This window comes from Mycobacterium sp. DL (genome assembly GCF_039729195.1).
Classification (GTDB): domain Bacteria; phylum Actinomycetota; class Actinomycetes; order Mycobacteriales; family Mycobacteriaceae; genus Mycobacterium; species Mycobacterium hippocampi_A.
The window spans coordinates 1668873-1684656 of sequence record NZ_CP155796.1 but is presented as its reverse complement, the minus strand read 5'-3'; the positions used below and the strand labels follow the sequence as shown (position 1 = coordinate 1684656).

Here is a 15784-nt window from a genome sequence, read left to right as displayed (position 1 = left end):
CCGGTCAGCCCTGGCCGACGGTGACGTCGAGGTCTGCCAGCAGCCGCCGGACGCGGTCTTCGATGTCGTCGCGGATGGGGCGGACCGCCTCGAGGCCTTGGCCGGCCGGGTCGGGCAGCTCCCAGTTCACGTACCGCTTGCCGGGGAAGACGGGGCAGGCGTCTCCGCAGCCCATGGTGATCACCACGTCGGCGGCCTGGACGATCTCGTCGGTCCACGGCTTGGGGAACTCACCGGTGATGTCGATCCCGACCTCGGCCATCGCCGTGACCGCTGACGGGTTGATGGCATCACCGGGTTCGGAGCCACCGGACCAGGCCACCGCGTCGTCACCGGCGAAGTGGCAGAAGAAGCCCAGCGCCATCTGAGAACGACCAGCGTTGTGGGTGCACAGGAACAGCACCGTAGGCTTTCCGTCGCTGATCTTGCCCTCCACCCGGGCCAAGGCGTGCAGGCGTTGACGGGCAAATCGTTCGGCTAGCAGGGGCAGGAAGTTCGGGACGGTGGCGCGGCCGGCGAACTGGTCATAGGAGGTGTGCAGGAACCGTTCGATGGTCTCGACGTTGAAGCTGTCGCCGAAGTCGCGTTCCAACCGGGTGGCCGCGGTGGTGAGCGCGTGCCGTTGGTCGATGGACAGGTCGCGGTGCGGGCGCAGGGCGGCTGGGCTCTCGGACATGGTGTCAGGACTCCTGTGTCGTCGACGACGGCGAAACGGTGGTGGACGTGGTCGTGTCGCCGTCGCGGAAGCGTCGGCGTAGCGCCAGCGACACGTACACCAACGCGACCAGGACCGGGACCTCGATGAGCGGGCCGACGACCCCGGCGAGGGCTTGCCCGGAGGTGGCGCCATAGGTGGCGATCGCGACGGCGATGGCCAACTCGAAGTTGTTGCCCGCCGCGGTGAACGCCAAAGTGGTGGTGCGTTGATAGCCCAGGCCAATCGCGGCACCCAGCAGGTATCCGCCGCCCCACATGATCGCGAAGTACGCCAGCAACGGAAGAGCTATGCGCACCACGTCGAGAGGCCGGCTGGTGATCTGTTCACCCTGCAGCGCAAAGAGAATGACGATGGTGAACAGCAGCCCGTAGAGCGCCCACGGACCGATCCGCGGCAGGAATTTCGATTCGTACCAGTCGCGGCCCTTGGTCTTCTCCCCGAGCCGGCGCGACAGATAGCCCGCCAGCAGCGGGATGCCCAAGAAGATGAGCACCGATTTGGCGATCTGCCACGGCGAGGTGCTGATGGTGGTCTGCTCCAGGCCCAGCCAGCCGGGCAGGACTGACAGGTAGAACCAGCCCAGGACGGCGAACATGATGACCTGGAAGATCGAGTTCAGCGCGACTAGCACGGCGGCGGCTTCCCGGTCACCGCAGGCCAGGTCGTTCCAGATGATCACCATGGCGATGCAGCGGGCCAGGCCCACGATGATCAGCCCGGTCCGGTACTCGGGCAGGTCGGGCAGCATCAGCCAGGCCAGGGCGAACATCAACGCCGGACCGAACACCCAGTTCAAGAACAGGGAACTCAGCAGAAGCTTGCGGTCGCCGGTCACGGTGTCGAGGCGGTCATAGCGGACCTTCGCCAGCACCGGGTACATCATGATCAGCAGGCCCAGGGCGATCGGCAACGAGATGCCGTCGACCTGAACGCCGTCCAGCGCGTTATCGAGTCCGGGAATCCAGCGGCCCAGCAGCAACCCCGCGAGCATCGCGACACCGATCCACACCGGCAGGAACCGGTCGAGGGTGGACAGCTTGCCCACCACCGGCGCTGAAGGATTTGCCACCGTGTCGGTCATGCCGTTGCTCCTGTCAGTGCTGCGGTGTGGAGATCCAGCAGCGCCGCTATCTCGCGCAGCGCCTCCGGAACCACCGCGTAGTACACCCACGACGCCCGACGCTCCGAGGTCAGCAAACCAGCGGCACGCAGCACCTTGAGGTGATGCGACACCGTGGGCTGCGAAACGTCGATGCCACCCGAGACGTCACACACGCACGCCTCACCACCGGAATGACTGGCGATCGCACTGAACAGCCGCAGCCGCACCGGATCCGCCAGCGCCTTCAACTTCTTGGCCATCTCGGCAGCCGCAGGCTCCGTCAGTGGCTCACGCAGCAGGGGCGGCGTGACGCAACACGCATCGACCGCCACGGCCTCTTGATTCGACATACATCGATATTGACCGATATCGAAACAAGGCGCAAGCCAACGACAGGTGAACGCTGCCAAGTGGGCCGTTTGGTTGCGCGTGGCCACCGGCCGAGTTGCCATCAATTCCCCGAAGGATCGCCGCGGAGGCCGCTCTGCGTCATCCATGTAATGGTGGATGACAATGTTACGATGATCGTCATACACGACATACATCAACATGAAGGGAGGCGGCATGGCCGTCTTGAACATCCGAGTAGACGACCAGGTCCGCGATCAGCTCAAGGACATGGCCGACGAAGAGGGGATCACCGTCAGTGAATACGTCCGCAACCTGGTCATGGCGGCAATCGTCCCCGGGTACGAGCCAGAAGAAGACGAAGACCAAGGCGACCTACCGGCACCAACGACCATGCGCATCGCCGACCGACAGGTGCTCTCGCTACTCCACCGGATCCTCGCGCACGTGGTGCCCGAAGACGACAGCGAGATCGACCCGCGTTCCCACCTGAAGAGTGCACGGGTCATTGAGTCGGGCTTCACCACGGAATATTGGCGGGAGGTCGCCGGCTTCCGCACCGAGCTGTCCAAGCGCGACTGCGAGCGCGTACTGGACATCCTCGACATGTTCCGCATGATCACGTTCAGCATCAAAGAGCTGGAAAAAGAGGGGACTCCCGTCAGCGAGGAGCTGAGTCACGAGCTGGAGTTCGAGGGCTTCGACGGCAACCACAGGCTCGAAAGCCGCATGGCCAGCTACGTCGAGTTCCTGATGGGCGACGGCAAGTGGCCCGAACTACGGCCGCAACTCGACCGCAACGATGGCGGAAATTCGCACTCCCCGGTGCTAGACGAGTACACGCGGATGCTCGCCGAGCACCGCCGCATCAAGGCCAACCGCGACCGCGGGTACCACCGAAAGGCCTACCTGCTGTCCCTGGAAGAGCTGGAGCAGATCGCCGCGGCTCGGGTCCACCCGTCACGCCGCGGGTAGCTCGGGGGCCGGCCCCCCGGCCGCGCAGAAGTCGGCCTAACGACCTATTGAGCGACAGGGTGAACACGGGTTCTGCGACTGGGCAGAAATGTCAGTCGGGTGTCCCAGAATTGTGTCTCAGACCGTGGGGAACGGGGACACATTTTAGAACACAGATGGCTGCCGCCCGGCCGCAAGCGTCCCGGTTGGGTCTGAATCCCCCGTGCCCCACTGACGAGGGAGGACCTGCCGGTGACGCTGCTGGGATATGCGCGAGTCCCGACGCTGCACCAGTCCCCCGGACATGCAGATAAAGGCGCTGACGGAGGCTGGGGCCGAGCGAATTTGGTCTGAGCGCATATCCGGTGCTCGTGACGATCGCCCCGAGCTGGCCGCGCTCCTGAACTATGCCCGACGCGGGGACGTGCTCATGGTGTGGCGGCTGGACCGCCTCGGCCGATCGCTCCCGCACCTGCTCGCTGTGGCCAGCGACCTCCAGGACCGCGGCGTCGAGCTCCGCTCGCTCACCGAGGTCGTCGAGGTCATCGAGGTCATCGACACCTCTACCCCCGGCGGTCGCCTGATTTTTCAAGTTTTCGGGGCCGTCGCCGAGTTCGAGCGAGCCATCGCCGCCGAGCACCGCCGCTGGTGTCGCAGCAGCCCGTGCGAACGGCCGCCATCCTGGGCGTCCGGGACTTACGGCCGACACCATCGTCGCCGCCCAGGCCCTCGACCAGGCCGGCACCTCCCGCGCCCAGATCGCCCGCACCCTCGGCATCTCTCGATCCAGCGTCTATCGCAGCCTCGGTGGCGCGCCAGCACTGGTCAAGGGCGGCGAGGACTTCACCATCACCGCGGCGGCAACCCACAGCCTGGCGCCCCGGCCAGCAATTCCGACGCAGGACGGCCCAGATGCCGGCACGTTGCCTGAGCGAATGTGCTTCGAGGAAAGGCACTAACTCGCGCTACCTCAGGAGTTGTTGCGGCGCAGCGTGTCAGCTCGTCGAGGAGCTGCAGATAGCGCTGGATGAGCAATTGGCTGTCGGGCCGTTTGCTGACCTATAGTATTCACTACTATAGTGGGCATGAGTGATCGTAGCGGCGTCCTGCGGACGGTGATGCACGAAACGGGCACCACTCAGTCTGAGTTGTCCCGGTTCAGCGGCGTACATCAGCCAAGCATCAGCCAGTTCCTCTCCGGCAAAGTTGAACTCAGCGATGAGCAACTCGACCGGCTGCTGTCCTGCATGGGCTATCGCCTCGAAATCACCCGCCAACCAATTAGTCCCGAGTTGACGCGTTCAGAACGCCGGTCGTGGATGCTTCACCGCGAGCTGGCTAAACACCTCACACGTTCCGCCCTCACACAACAACAACTCTCGATCGAACGGAACCTACGACGATTACGGTCCAACGTCACCGGTGAGCCTCACATGCGTCACCTCGACCGCTGGCAGTCCCTACTGAGCGACGGCGATATACCCAGTATTCGTCGTGTCTTGACTGGCCTCAGCCGTGACTGCATCGAGATGCGCGAAGTCTCACCGATGGGTGGACTCCTTTCCGATGAGCAGCGCATCCGCGTGTTGCGCTCGGTCAGCTGATGCGGCGCGATTCGCAGCTTCGAAAATTATCTGCCTGGCAATGGAACGAATCGGCACGGCAGTGTCGTGAGATAGGTATGACCACCATGTCTGACGACACCACCACCGACTCTAGCGACGGCGACGACGACCCTCGCCGGGACGTCCTTCTCAACTCCAGTGAGGATCTGGCCGGCCCAGATCGCTATCCGCGCATGTGGAACATGTCTGCAGGGCTGGCGTTCTTCCAGGCGGTCATCAGGCCCGATACCCCGGATCGCCCGGAATACGTCAGCGTCCCCATGCCGAGCAGCACCACCACCGACCTCGAAACCCGTGGGGCCAGGATCTTCGCGGTGGCTCGGTGGAATGCGTTGTGGGAGGCCGCCCAGTTTCGGCGCCGCTTCTTTCACGACGACACCGACGCTGACACCGACGACTATGCGAAATTGCCTCCCGACCTGGCCCGCATCGCCGATCTCGGTGACAACAACATCGTGTTCATCCCCCGCACGCAGACCCGCTATTACGACTACGCACCCCTGTTTCACCTGCTCCCTCGCGCCACGTTGGACCGGTACGGCCTGCCGATGCTCACTGGTGGCCAATGGCCCTTCTGGACGGAACTGACCAACCCGGACCCCTACCTGCCCGCGGACTTCAGTCAGCGGCTGTCGCGGGCCTGGGAGGCCGCGATCTGGCGTCACCTCATGCCCGGATCACCCCAGATGGCCTTCACTAAGGACGACCCGATCCGCATCCTGGCGCACAACCTCGACTTCTGGGTTCCCGCGGTCACCGAGGCCATGGAAGACGAGATGCGGACCTGGCCGATTATCGACACCGATGGCCCTGTTGGCCCGCTAAGGCTGAGCAACGGCGAGATTCTCGAAGGCGTCACCGCCGGCGGCCCCCGAGTGGGTTCTGACCTGTGGGCCGGGGAAGAGGAAGCCGCTGAGTTCGTCGAGCGCACCGTCGACGCCGCCGACAAGACCGGCCGGCTGCGCGACATTCTCGACGCCGTGCGGTCCCACCGGGTCCACGACGACTTTTCCGACCGGTGGTCACACGCCAAGGAAGACTTCGACCGGACGCTCAACCATAAGCGCTCTAAGGTCACCGTCACCTTCGTCGAAGTCGATCACACCACCCCAGTTCACGGACCCGAAACCGAAGTCGTCGGCCAGCTTGCATGCAGCGACTTCCTGACTCTGCTCAACCCCCGCGACCGCGAAGTGGTGGTCGTCCTACGCAGCGGAGTCACCTCCCTCACCGACGTCGGCAAGATCCTCGGCTACAGCAGTCACAGCGCCGTATCGAAGCGGCTCGCGCGCATTCGCGACCAAGCCGCTAGCTTCTTCGACGAGACCTGACGCCGAAACAAGAAAGTGGGCTATCACCCGGCCGCCCCACCAGCAAGGTGCCCTGGTCGTGATGGTAAACAACAGGGGCAACCGGCAAGTGGCTACGGTGATCCGACGTGTGATGCGACATGTGCTTCACTTACCCTTCAAATGTGACGAACGAGGGCGGTGACACCGCGTCGAAGCTGCCGCCTCCCACTCCCCCGCGCCGTTTCGGTCAACTGCCCGACCTGGCCATCCCAGATGACTTCGATGCGCCCCTGCCCGAGACTGAAGCTGGGGTCTGGGAAGCGCCCGACCCGCCCTCCCAGGACGATAGCGGCGCACTCGACCAAGAAGAAGTCGACGACTGGCCCATCGATGAGGCGGACCTTCGCGAGGCGCTGCTGGAGTCAGAAGCCGATATCGCAGCCGGCCCCACTTTAAGCGAGGAAGAGATCGGCGCTCGCTACGGCTTGCCTCGCTCTGACACAGGCGGGCAACCTCCGCCTTGACGCGAGTCAGCGACTCTTTGCAACTCGCTCACTCCCTGAACTCTGGCGTCGGATATCACGGTCGCTACCTCTCGATCGGCCCCAACACGTCGGGCTCACTACGCCCAGCGAAAGCGCAATCAGCTTGCGGGACTGTAATACTGACAAGACAGGCCGCTCACTGATTATCTCTTTCATGGTTTCCGTGTTCAGCCGGATCTACGGTTGCCATTGCGTTGTGGGCGCTGGCCCGGTTGATAAGGTCCTGCACAGCCGGGGCAAGGAGGTCGGCGACTGTGACATGCAAGTTCTTGGCGTATGCGACCACCAGGTCGTGATCCTCTTGACTAACGCGCTTCGCTAAGAGCTTTGTGCTCATCCGCTTTTCGCGATATCGCCAGTTGCGACGTCGACCATCAGCACCTTCGGACATTGGACTCCGTCCCCACAATGTCCGCGAGAATAAGTCCGATCATCCGTCGTGCAGCCATGCACTTCTGCGTTGGAGGCAATAGGACACCGCGTGGGGCGATGCCACTTCCAGGTCACGCAGTTCCGAGACGCACTCCTCGAAGCTGAACCCTACGTCAACCAGAGCCTTCATCCATGCGATGAGTGCGCGACCCTCGTTGGCGTGAGAAGCACGGGCCCAAATCCGCCCGTAGGTCGCCGCAACGGCATGTGCGTACGCGTCACGCACCACAGCCGAAGCGTCATCAAAGAGCGCTTGTGAGATCGAGGCATACCGTTCCAGTTCGTCCGTACAAATACCAGAGACGCTGAGATACAGTGATGCGCTCGTCACTTCGTTGCGCCAAAAGTCCTGCAAAGTAGAGCGATACGCGCTTCTTGATTGGAGGACGTGCACGAAGTCTGCGCCGCTCAAGTATGTAGTTATTCGAATCGCGCCTTCGGCCCTGGGCGGCGGCGCAACTGACGCACTTCGTGCGCTCATGCCGTCCTCGAAAGAAGATGCAAGGTCGACGCACGCGCCTCCAAGGCGATTCCAAAGCTCCACCAGGCATTCAGCATGCTGTGCGAGCGGGTATGTCACGAACACTGATCCATCAGGTAGGACCTCGGCGGTTGAAAGCCCGAAAGAGCGTGCCCAGAGCGCTGCTTGCCCAATGACATCCGCAAGCGCGGCATGTCTCCTGCCGAGTTCGAATCCGCGGTTATTTGCTTGACTCAGTTCATCGTTCACAACATGCCTCCGTGACCTCAGAGACGCCTCTTCGACCCGGTGTCACAGTTGCCACATCGACGAGGGACGCGCGTTCGGCGGGGCCATCTGGCCATCGCCAAGAGCCCGTAGCCAACGTTGTGCAGTACACACCCCCAGGATAACTGTTGCGCGGGCTCATTGACCACCAATCTAAAGGTGTTGCATAAGAACAGCACTGATCGCTGTGTCTGATTTTCTGAAAAACAGATGTTCATGGAACTAACGAATGCTTCACCAGTGCACAGCTAATAGCCAACCAATGGCCAACTAGTGATCAACTCTGTTGCTGCATGCCCATTTCGGGACTTCCGGGTACACGCACGTAGACGAGGACGCATATCTGCGGTCTTTGTAAAGACTATTCGGACGCCCCCGCTGCGCAACGATATGGCGGGGCACCGTGAAGCGTCCGCGCCGCTCCAAAATTCGCATGCTGTCCGGGCAGGATGACGACAAGCATTGAAATCTGACTAAGTCGCCCAACGTGGTGGACGCCGTTTCATCCGTTCAACTACGTTCCAGTTCACCGAGATTGCTATCGCTTGTGGCAGCCGGAGTAAGCCAGCACGGCGACCGTCCGAGCGATCGCCTGTGTCCGTTCGAGAGAAGTTTGGAAGCCGAATGACTAACGAAACACCGTTGGCAAGTGGGGGCGATAGATGAGCTGGAAAGCACTCAACTGGGCAATAAGTATCGAGGTCTCGACTCCGATCGAGCGTCTTATCCTCGTGCTGCTAGCGAACCGCGCAGACGAGAGCCTCTCCTGCTACCCGTCCCTCGGTACGCTCGTGTCGGAATCTCGTGCTGCGCGAAGCACGGTCCTAAAGGCGCTCAGCAAGCTGGAAGAGGCCGGGCTCGTAGTACGAGTTGCCCAGTACCACAAATCCGGAGCCAGACGCCCAAGTCATTACAATCTCAACCTTCCGGATGCGACGCACTCCCGCCCCAGTCTTGATGTCGGACTCCCACAGTCCGCCAACGCGACGGGGCCCGTCCAATCTCCAGACCGGGAAGGTTCACCTCCCGGACCGCCGGAGGTCCAATTCACGGACCCCTTGAACCCTTCAAGAGAACCACCATCCGAACCATCATCGGCCTCCGTGCTGGAGTCTCTTCCCACGCCGTGGCGAATTAGCAGCAGCGAAGCGAGAAGACTGTCACCGGCAATTGAGGAGGCATTTGCGGCGGGCTGGACGTCGCAAACCCTGTTGGCCCACCTTTCATCACGGCCTAAGGGAGTCCGTAATCCGGCTGCCGTTCTCGCGTCGCGTCTATCCGAGCTGCCAGCTCCACCGACCTTTTCCATACGGCGAAAGACTCCGTGGTGCGGCGAGTGCGAAGACCCCTCGTCGCGCACGATCACAGTCACACAGTCGGACGGCACAGAAGCAGCGGAGTTCTGCCCGCGATGCAGCCCTCAGAAACTGTCAGTGTCTACCGACAATTCGACCACGGGCGAGGGGAGGTGAAATCAAGTGGAGTCAAACGTATTTGATCATCTGCCGCTGCTCCTCGCAGTACCCCGCGCAGCCAGCATTCTGGGAATTAGCCGCGCTGCTGCTTACCGGCTTGCTGCTTCTGGCGAGCTTCCAGTGCGCAGGCTGGGAGGACGCGTCTACATCGTCACTGCCGAGCTGCGTGAGTTGATCGCCTCGTGAAGGGAGCCGTCTATCAGCGTGGGCGGACATGGACATACCGTTTCCGAGCGCCTGAAAGAGATTCGTCCACCGGCGAATATCCCACGATCTCGAAGGGCGGATTTCCGACTGAGAAGGAAGCATGGAAGGCGTGTCGCGATGCCATGCGGGATGCCGATCAGGGTCGCGTGGTCCGACCCTCTACCCGCACGGTTGCTCAATTCTTCGCGGAATGGTTCGTCGCCGTTGAGGCATCAATGGATGCCACAACGTGGCAGAACTGGAAGGACTACGCCAAGAGCTACGTTGTGCCGCACATCGGGGCAGAAAAGCTCCAGCAGCTCGATGAGCCACAACTGCTGAAGCTGTATGCCAAGCTTCTTGCCGAAGGTCGGATCAAGCAAGACCGAAACTACGAGATGTATCGCTATTGGCTAAGCCATCTGATCGACGGAGAGTCGCCGGCGCCCCGTGAAGTCGCTAACGCTTGTGGCACAACGATCCACGCCGCTCGTGCCGCTGTCCGCCGGTACAAAGCAGGAATCGTACCGGGAAGGGTGAATCCCGGGCTAGCACCGAAGACCGTTCGAAACATTCACGCCATGATCCACCGTGCGTTGGTCGATGCCGTCGCGTGGAAGTACAAGGCTCACAATCCAGCAGCGAACGTGAGGCCGCCGAAACGTTCCCGGGCTCGCCGCACCGTATGGAACCCGGAGCACATTCAGAAGTTTCTGCGGGCGGTAAGTCACGACCGCTTCGCCGCGCTGTTTCTTCTGGAACTCACCACCGGAATACGTCGTGGCCAGATCTGTGGCCTCAGGTGGCACGACGTCGACCTAGACGCTCGCGAAATCACGGTGCACGACAATCGAGTGGTCGTTGGTGGGCATGCGCGAGATAAGGCTGGCGGCAAGACGCGCAACGCAGATCAAACCATCGCGATTGATCGAACTACCGCTGCGGCACTTGACAAGTGGCGTGAGTTCCAGAACGAAGAACGGGCATTCTTCGGGACGGACTATCACCCCGGGAACTACGTCTTTACGTTCCAGGACGGCCGACCACCGCACCCCGATTCCATCCGACAACGGTTCGACCGCCTGGCGGCTGCTGCCGGCCTTGAGCGCATCACCTTTCACGATCTTCGGCACTCATACGCGACCGCTGCGCTGAAGGCTGGCGTCAGTCCCAAGATTGTGAGCGAGCGCATCGGGCACGCAGACGTCGGGTTCTTCCTGCAGACCTATGCCCATGTGCTCAAGAACGACGACAGAGAGGCTGCTGAGCAGGCCGCGGCGTTCTTGATTGGTGAGGGATACGGCTCTTAGCTGAATGTTGGCGCCTGGCTTCGATGAACACTTGGACGAAGCCGGCGGGGCCGCCGCAGCTCAGGATCAGTGCAAGCGGCACGGACTTCTGGGGCGAAGTTGACGTGTTCGTCTTCACTCATTCAGCGGGAACACGCCAGATCAGGCCACCCGCGGTGCTCCAGGCAAGCCCCAACCGACGGTCACCGATGCGTATGGCGGGTCGCTCGCCAGCCACTGGCGGATTTGGCATCGACGTCGATCGGGTCCTGTTGATTCGCAAACTTTACCTACCGATCCGCAATCCTGCTGTGTGCACGGTTCGGGTTGTGACGTCCTTTGCAGGTTTCTATCCAGTGACGATGAGGCGTCGAGTGGAGAACCGCGCGCGCGTACACGCAACATACAACTGCCGATGCTTCTCGTTGGCGCTTGTCAGACCTCCGGCAAGTGCCGCCACTTCTGAGTCGGTGAACCTGCACGCAACGTTATCCCACTCTCGCCCCTTGGCTTGGTGGATTGTCATGCCAGGAACGACATTACCTTCAGACCGCAACCGTGGCTGTAGGAGTTTCAGGCGCGCGAGATAATTCGCGTGCACCTTAGGAAAACCCACCGAGCAAACCCCGCCGAGCACTCCCACCATCGCGTCGTAGGCATCACGCCAGTGATTCTTTCCCTCCGCGGCCTCCACTAGTTCAAGAACGCCGGTCAAGCCTGGCTCAAGGGGTTTGAGAATGGTGTCGTCAACACCAAGCGTCGACAGAGCATCATTCAGGTAAGTCGCCTTCGTTGCGAAAAGCACTGTCGTGCACTGGTTTAACAAAACAGTAGTTGCGGCCTCGACAATATTGCCTTTGGCCGAGCCCCAAGCTATCGGTAGCACCGTCGTTGCTGCTGACCAAAGTTGATCCCACAGAGGAGCCAGCACAACATCAGTCGGCAGATCGATCAGCTCCGTCGCCGTGATAGTTCCAAGTTCAACCGGGCTGCCCGATCTCAAAGTTTCCGCCAACTCACGTTGTTTCTCGGTACGCCAGCGGAAAGACTTCGTCAGTTTCAGTGTCCGAAAATCGGCCTTTTGCAGTACGCCAGGGACTAGATCTGGGCGCGCGCCCCGAAAGCCATAAAGTGCTTGCCACGGATCACCGATGAGGGTCACATCGACCCCCGCCCCCGTGGCCAATTCGATTACAGCGATGTCGAGTTCGTTGGCGTCGAACACCTCGTCAACGATCAAAGCCCTGATGGTGTTCGCAACGTGATCCCTCAGGGCAGACCATATTTCCGGCCGCTTTAGCGCAAAGTCGAGCACTCGACGCACATCGTCATGGGTACAGAGCCCAAGTGCAATGGCGTCCTCGAACGCTGACACGACCGGACGCATACCCGACTCGTCGTAGGTCGTGCGGACCGACACTTTTCCTTCGAATAGATACACCTGCGCGACGGAGCGGGTCCATTCATGCTCGACGAGAACTTTCCACGTGTCGTGAACCGTGAGGGCGGTGTGGCCGCCGGGCCATGCGATCAAACCCGAACCGAGGAGGCTGCGCACCAACTCATAGATCAAGGCATCCAATGTCGTTATGCGATGCGGCCAAGGGAGATCGCTAGTGCCCCACGTAGTTCGCACCCTTGCTCGAAGCTCACGCGTGGCCGACCGCGTGAAGCTGACGGCAATGACCGCTCGACCATCGAATGTGCGTGAGGGCGTACGTGAAATGCGGTAGCGGCGCACCCCGAAACGGTTGGCTGCGACGGTAGTTTTGCCTGAGCCCGGCGCGGCCTCAAGGAATACCCTTGGGTTGTCGCTCCCAGCCGCGATCATCTGCTCATCAGTGAGTCGCTCTATGGGATTTGAATGGTCGAGTTCTCGGGTCATAGTTGCGACGGCTCATCGTCTTCAGTCAAACTTTCTGGTGGGCCGTCGACCCCAAACAAGTAGTCGAACATCTTTCTTAGATGAGCGGGAAGTACAACGGTGCTTCGTTCGTCTCGCGCACGGACTAGGCGCTCTGCAAATGCAAGCGCGAACTCGCCCTTCTTCTTAGCGCCCGGTCCGGCGGGCGTGGCCTCACGGGTCTGGGTCGCCTTGCGAGCACCTCGAAAAGCTGTGTGAACCGTTGCAGCATCGACGTTCTCGAGCTCAATGCCCACTGCGATCAGGGCGTCCGATACTAGGGTCTCGTTGCCGAAGGTGACGGCAGGCTCTAACGTCGGGTGGCTTTGGAATAGTCGAACGTGTCTCGAATCGTGTTCTGCTAACCACGCCGGTTCAGACAGCTCTTCGCCGAACTCTTTATCGCTATCGCGCAGGACGGCCATCCGAGTACACAGTTCGTGTCCTTGCGTACAGAGAAGTTCGACTGCCCACGAGCCCACCTTGGTCCCCATTGGGACAATGCTGAGCGCATCGACAAAAGCTCGCTTGTCAAAATCAGTTGATGCCCACACCCACCCGAACTCCCGTACTACTGCGGCATCGGTGACTCCTTCTACAAGAACTAGAGTTTCGGCGAACAACGCCGAGGATCGGCTCGCGTCGAGATGCAGACGCGCCTTGCGAATGACACTGTCTCGGTTAGCTAAAGGAATGTGGGCGACGGCCGAAGCTCGGCGTTCTCCATCTGCAAGCTGGCGTAGGACGACAATCTCATCGGGATCGCACGAGGTTATTACATCTGTAGCGTGACTAGACAAGATAACTTGTAGCTCGGGTCGGGTGGCCACCGTACGTTTGAGGTGCCGAACGAGGGAATGCTGCAACTGCGGATGTAGATGTGCCTCGGGCTCCTCGATCACGACGGTGGTGTGGAACGGCCCCGAGCCGAAGAAAGAGTCTTCGAGCGATTCGGCTTCCTCTTGGGCTTGGATCAGTGCCTGTCGTGCTGCCTCAACATCGTTAGATCCTTCGCCGTTGTCTTCGCCACTCGGCGGCTCTGCTCCGTCAGCCGCGACTGCGTTTTCGCTCTCGGGAGGATTCGTGTCCGGAATGGCTGCAAGCGTGACCGCGATGTGCAGCAAGTTCACGTATCCAAGAGCCGAGACGTCGAGGGGCCGCGCGAAGTCACGCCCCTCAAGCACCGCAAGCATTAACTCAAGAACGCGGGCCAAATAAGCGTCATCAACCACCTGCCCTCGGACGTAGGGCCACTGGCGGCGAACACCGGCAGTCAAGTTTGTTAGCGACTCGTTGATACGGGCCTCGACTGCGCTTATAAGACCATCGTTGGTGAGCGCCTCAAGAAAACCCCAAGCACGCTGGCGGAGTCCCATGAGGCTGCGAGATCCCGAAACGCGTTGCTGCTGGGCGCGAAGCAACTCGACCAGCACCCTGACTTCCCGGCGTGCTAGCTCTTCGGTCGGGTTTCGCCAGGCTGGCAGGTAGACCAAGCTGACAGCATCACTGAGTTCCGTCTCACCCGTCCCAGCGTTCTGCGCACGCACGACGCCCAAGCTGCGAGATAGTTGGCGCTCCCAGCGCAAAGCCGGAGCATCTGCAACGCTGACACCGGCCTGAGCTTGCATCATTTGGCCAAGCGGTCCCTCTGTCTTGGACTCCTTCTCATACCAATACTCGACGTCGATGGACCGGTCGCCGGAACCGAGGGATGCTGAATTGATGGGTGGCACCCTTGGAAAGGTCTGTCGGTGACCCAGGTAAAGAGCTTCGGCTATGGTCGTCTTACCTGCGCCATTGCCGCCAATGAGGACACTGAACCGTCCTGGGAATTGAACTTGGATCTCGCCTGCGCCACTTGCGCGAAATCCCTTGACTGTCAGCGTATGTAAGTACACGATCCCCCTCGCGCTTGCCGACGCGCCCCGCCATCCAGCCCTCTGCCGCAATACGTCCACGTCGGTAGCTGGTTGTCTCAGCCGCTTGCACCTTACGGTGACGTCGAGGCAGTAGTAGTCAGCCACTCCGCAACACCGCAAGTCCGTCCGATCCCTGCTCGCTGAGAAGGCCGGTTAAAGCTCGGAGAACCGCAGGTGTTACGTCATCGTGCATGACACCGGCAAGATGTCGGCGGAACGACGGATGCGTTGCGACACATACCAACTAGGAGATCAGATGCCACAGGATCCAGATTCCGTCCAGCGCAAACATGTGGACTGGTTGTGGCTCTACCACATCGGCGTACACCAAGGCGCCGTCGGTCACCGACCCGAGCTTTCCGAACTAGGACTCGCAGAAGTTCGACGAATCTGTGGTCGGATGTGGGTATATAGTCGCGCAAATTCTGATCCGGATTTTCAGCCGAACGTGCGAGCAGCCAGTGGCGTGAGACGTGCGCACTTGGTGGGAGCATCGCTGAAACCCTGATGTTGAGCGCTGCAACCTACCTCGAATGCATCTCGCATAGCCGCGCCATAGTTGCCGGGACCAAATCGGCCGGCATGGCCATTGCCCAACGGTATCTCGCCGATGCCGCCGTGGAGGCCTCTATCGGCATCGGGCATCGACTCATCAACTTTGTGGCCAGGTTTCCCGCGTGATTTGGCGTTGACCAACACTCGGGACCAGGCAAGGACCTCTATGACTACGAACGAAAACACACTGGGGTGGCGTTTAGCGCGCCGTCGCGCCCCCACTGCGGGTGCGGGTCTAACGGAGCGGACAAGTGATATCGCAGGCGACATAGCTCAAGCCGTCGCCGCCACGGTCGAGGCGGTGCTCGGTGACACGCTCGCCGCGCTGCCACAGATTACGCAAACTCGATTCGTGTTCGAGATCGCACGCGACGGCAAGAACCGCAGGATCTGGCCACTCGGCCGACCTGCAAGCGCCGAACCTGCCACCGTGCCCAGCGCATGACCAGCGCAACGTCTAACCAGCAGCTCATTGCACGGCAGAAGGCTCCGGCTGGCTGATCCGCGAAGTCGCTGAATCATTGGACGTTCACAAATCCGTTCACAAACGCAATGAAAACGGCCCCCGGAGAGATCTCCGAGGGCCGTTTTACCTGGTAGCGGGGACAGGATTCGAACCTGCGACCTCTGGGTTATGAGCCCAGCGAGCTACCGAGCTGCTCCACCCCGCGATGGTGAACGCAAGGTTACCCA

General features: G+C 61.1%; 13 protein-coding genes, 1 tRNA gene and 2 pseudogenes. 9 read left to right on the top strand and 7 right to left on the bottom strand.

What is annotated here, in order from left to right; translation table 11 throughout:
* Positions 1 to 4: 4 nt before the first annotated feature.
* The 3 genes and pseudogenes from ABDC78_RS08180 to ABDC78_RS08170 all read right to left on the bottom strand — a co-directional run bounded on the left by ABDC78_RS08180 (position 5) and on the right by ABDC78_RS08170 (position 2170).
* Positions 5 to 676 carry an arsenate reductase ArsC gene (locus ABDC78_RS08180; protein WP_178360841.1) on the bottom strand — a complete coding sequence of 224 codons (672 nt, stop codon included), beginning with the start codon at positions 674 to 676 and terminating at the stop codon, positions 5 to 7.
* Between the two features lie 76 nt (positions 677 to 752).
* Positions 753 to 1799: pseudogene (gene arsB / locus ABDC78_RS08175) on the bottom strand (ACR3 family arsenite efflux transporter); the annotation flags it as partial.
* Positions 1796 to 2170, bottom strand: a complete 375-nt coding sequence (locus ABDC78_RS08170; RefSeq protein WP_178360843.1) for a metalloregulator ArsR/SmtB family transcription factor — start codon at positions 2168 to 2170, stop codon at positions 1796 to 1798. The gene ABDC78_RS08170 and the pseudogene arsB, both read right to left, overlap by 4 nt.
* Positions 2171 to 2384: 214 nt before the next feature.
* Here ABDC78_RS08170 and ABDC78_RS08165 point away from each other — a divergent pair, with 214 nt between their 5' ends.
* The 6 genes and pseudogenes from ABDC78_RS08165 (at position 2385) to ABDC78_RS08140 (ending at position 6563) form a co-directional block, all read left to right on the top strand.
* The gene (locus ABDC78_RS08165) at positions 2385 to 3143 is read left to right on the top strand and encodes a YfbU family protein (RefSeq protein ID WP_178360844.1); all 759 of its coding nucleotides are present in this window, start codon (positions 2385 to 2387) and stop codon (positions 3141 to 3143) included.
* Between the two features lie 247 nt (positions 3144 to 3390).
* Positions 3391 to 3708, top strand: a pseudogene (locus ABDC78_RS08160) (recombinase family protein); the annotation flags it as partial.
* A 124-nt stretch (positions 3709 to 3832) separates the two neighbouring features.
* Positions 3833 to 4081: a helix-turn-helix domain-containing protein gene (locus tag ABDC78_RS08155; protein ID WP_347133485.1), complete on the top strand. Its 249-nt coding sequence runs from the start codon at positions 3833 to 3835 to the stop codon at positions 4079 to 4081.
* A gap of 126 nt (positions 4082 to 4207) precedes the next feature.
* The gene (locus ABDC78_RS08150; RefSeq protein WP_218621181.1) at positions 4208 to 4726 is read left to right on the top strand and encodes a helix-turn-helix transcriptional regulator; all 519 of its coding nucleotides are present in this window, start codon (positions 4208 to 4210) and stop codon (positions 4724 to 4726) included.
* A gap of 77 nt (positions 4727 to 4803) precedes the next feature.
* Entirely contained in the window at positions 4804 to 6078 is a 1275-nt protein-coding gene (locus ABDC78_RS08145) for a sigma-70 family RNA polymerase sigma factor (protein WP_178360845.1), read from the top strand.
* 143 nt (positions 6079 to 6221) lie between these two features.
* The gene (locus ABDC78_RS08140) at positions 6222 to 6563 is read left to right on the top strand and encodes a hypothetical protein (protein WP_178360696.1); all 342 of its coding nucleotides are present in this window, start codon (positions 6222 to 6224) and stop codon (positions 6561 to 6563) included.
* A gap of 451 nt (positions 6564 to 7014) precedes the next feature.
* Here ABDC78_RS08140 and ABDC78_RS08135 read toward each other — a convergent pair whose 3' ends face one another.
* Entirely contained in the window at positions 7015 to 7746 is a 732-nt protein-coding gene (locus ABDC78_RS08135; protein WP_178360846.1) for a hypothetical protein, read from the bottom strand.
* A gap of 680 nt (positions 7747 to 8426) precedes the next feature.
* On the opposite strand from ABDC78_RS08135, the gene ABDC78_RS08130 reads away from it, so the two are divergent.
* Genes ABDC78_RS08130 through ABDC78_RS08120 form a run of 3 tightly spaced genes read left to right on the top strand, consistent with a single transcriptional unit; the run spans position 8427 to position 10735 of the window.
* Positions 8427 to 9236, top strand: coding sequence for a helix-turn-helix domain-containing protein (locus ABDC78_RS08130; protein WP_178360847.1), 810 nt, complete (start codon positions 8427 to 8429; stop codon positions 9234 to 9236).
* A gap of 6 nt (positions 9237 to 9242) precedes the next feature.
* Positions 9243 to 9425 (top strand): helix-turn-helix domain-containing protein, encoded by a 183-nt coding sequence (locus ABDC78_RS08125; RefSeq protein ID WP_081650107.1) that lies wholly within the window; start codon positions 9243 to 9245, stop codon positions 9423 to 9425.
* Complete coding sequence (locus ABDC78_RS08120; protein WP_178360848.1) at positions 9422 to 10735, top strand: site-specific integrase; 1314 nt, start codon at positions 9422 to 9424, stop codon at positions 10733 to 10735. Before ABDC78_RS08125 ends, ABDC78_RS08120 begins: the two co-directional genes overlap by 4 nt.
* A gap of 328 nt (positions 10736 to 11063) precedes the next feature.
* Here ABDC78_RS08120 and ABDC78_RS08115 read toward each other — a convergent pair whose 3' ends face one another.
* The 3 genes from ABDC78_RS08115 to ABDC78_RS08105 form a co-directional block, all read right to left on the bottom strand.
* Entirely contained in the window at positions 11064 to 12545 is a 1482-nt protein-coding gene (locus tag ABDC78_RS08115) for a UvrD-helicase domain-containing protein (RefSeq protein WP_347133484.1), read from the bottom strand.
* Positions 12546 to 12595: 50 nt separating this feature from the next.
* Positions 12596 to 14515 (bottom strand): AAA family ATPase, encoded by a 1920-nt coding sequence (locus tag ABDC78_RS08110; RefSeq protein WP_178360850.1) that lies wholly within the window; start codon positions 14513 to 14515, stop codon positions 12596 to 12598.
* A gap of 1170 nt (positions 14516 to 15685) precedes the next feature.
* A tRNA-Met gene (locus ABDC78_RS08105) sits at positions 15686 to 15762 on the bottom strand.
* Between the last annotated feature and the right edge of the window lie 22 nt (positions 15763 to 15784).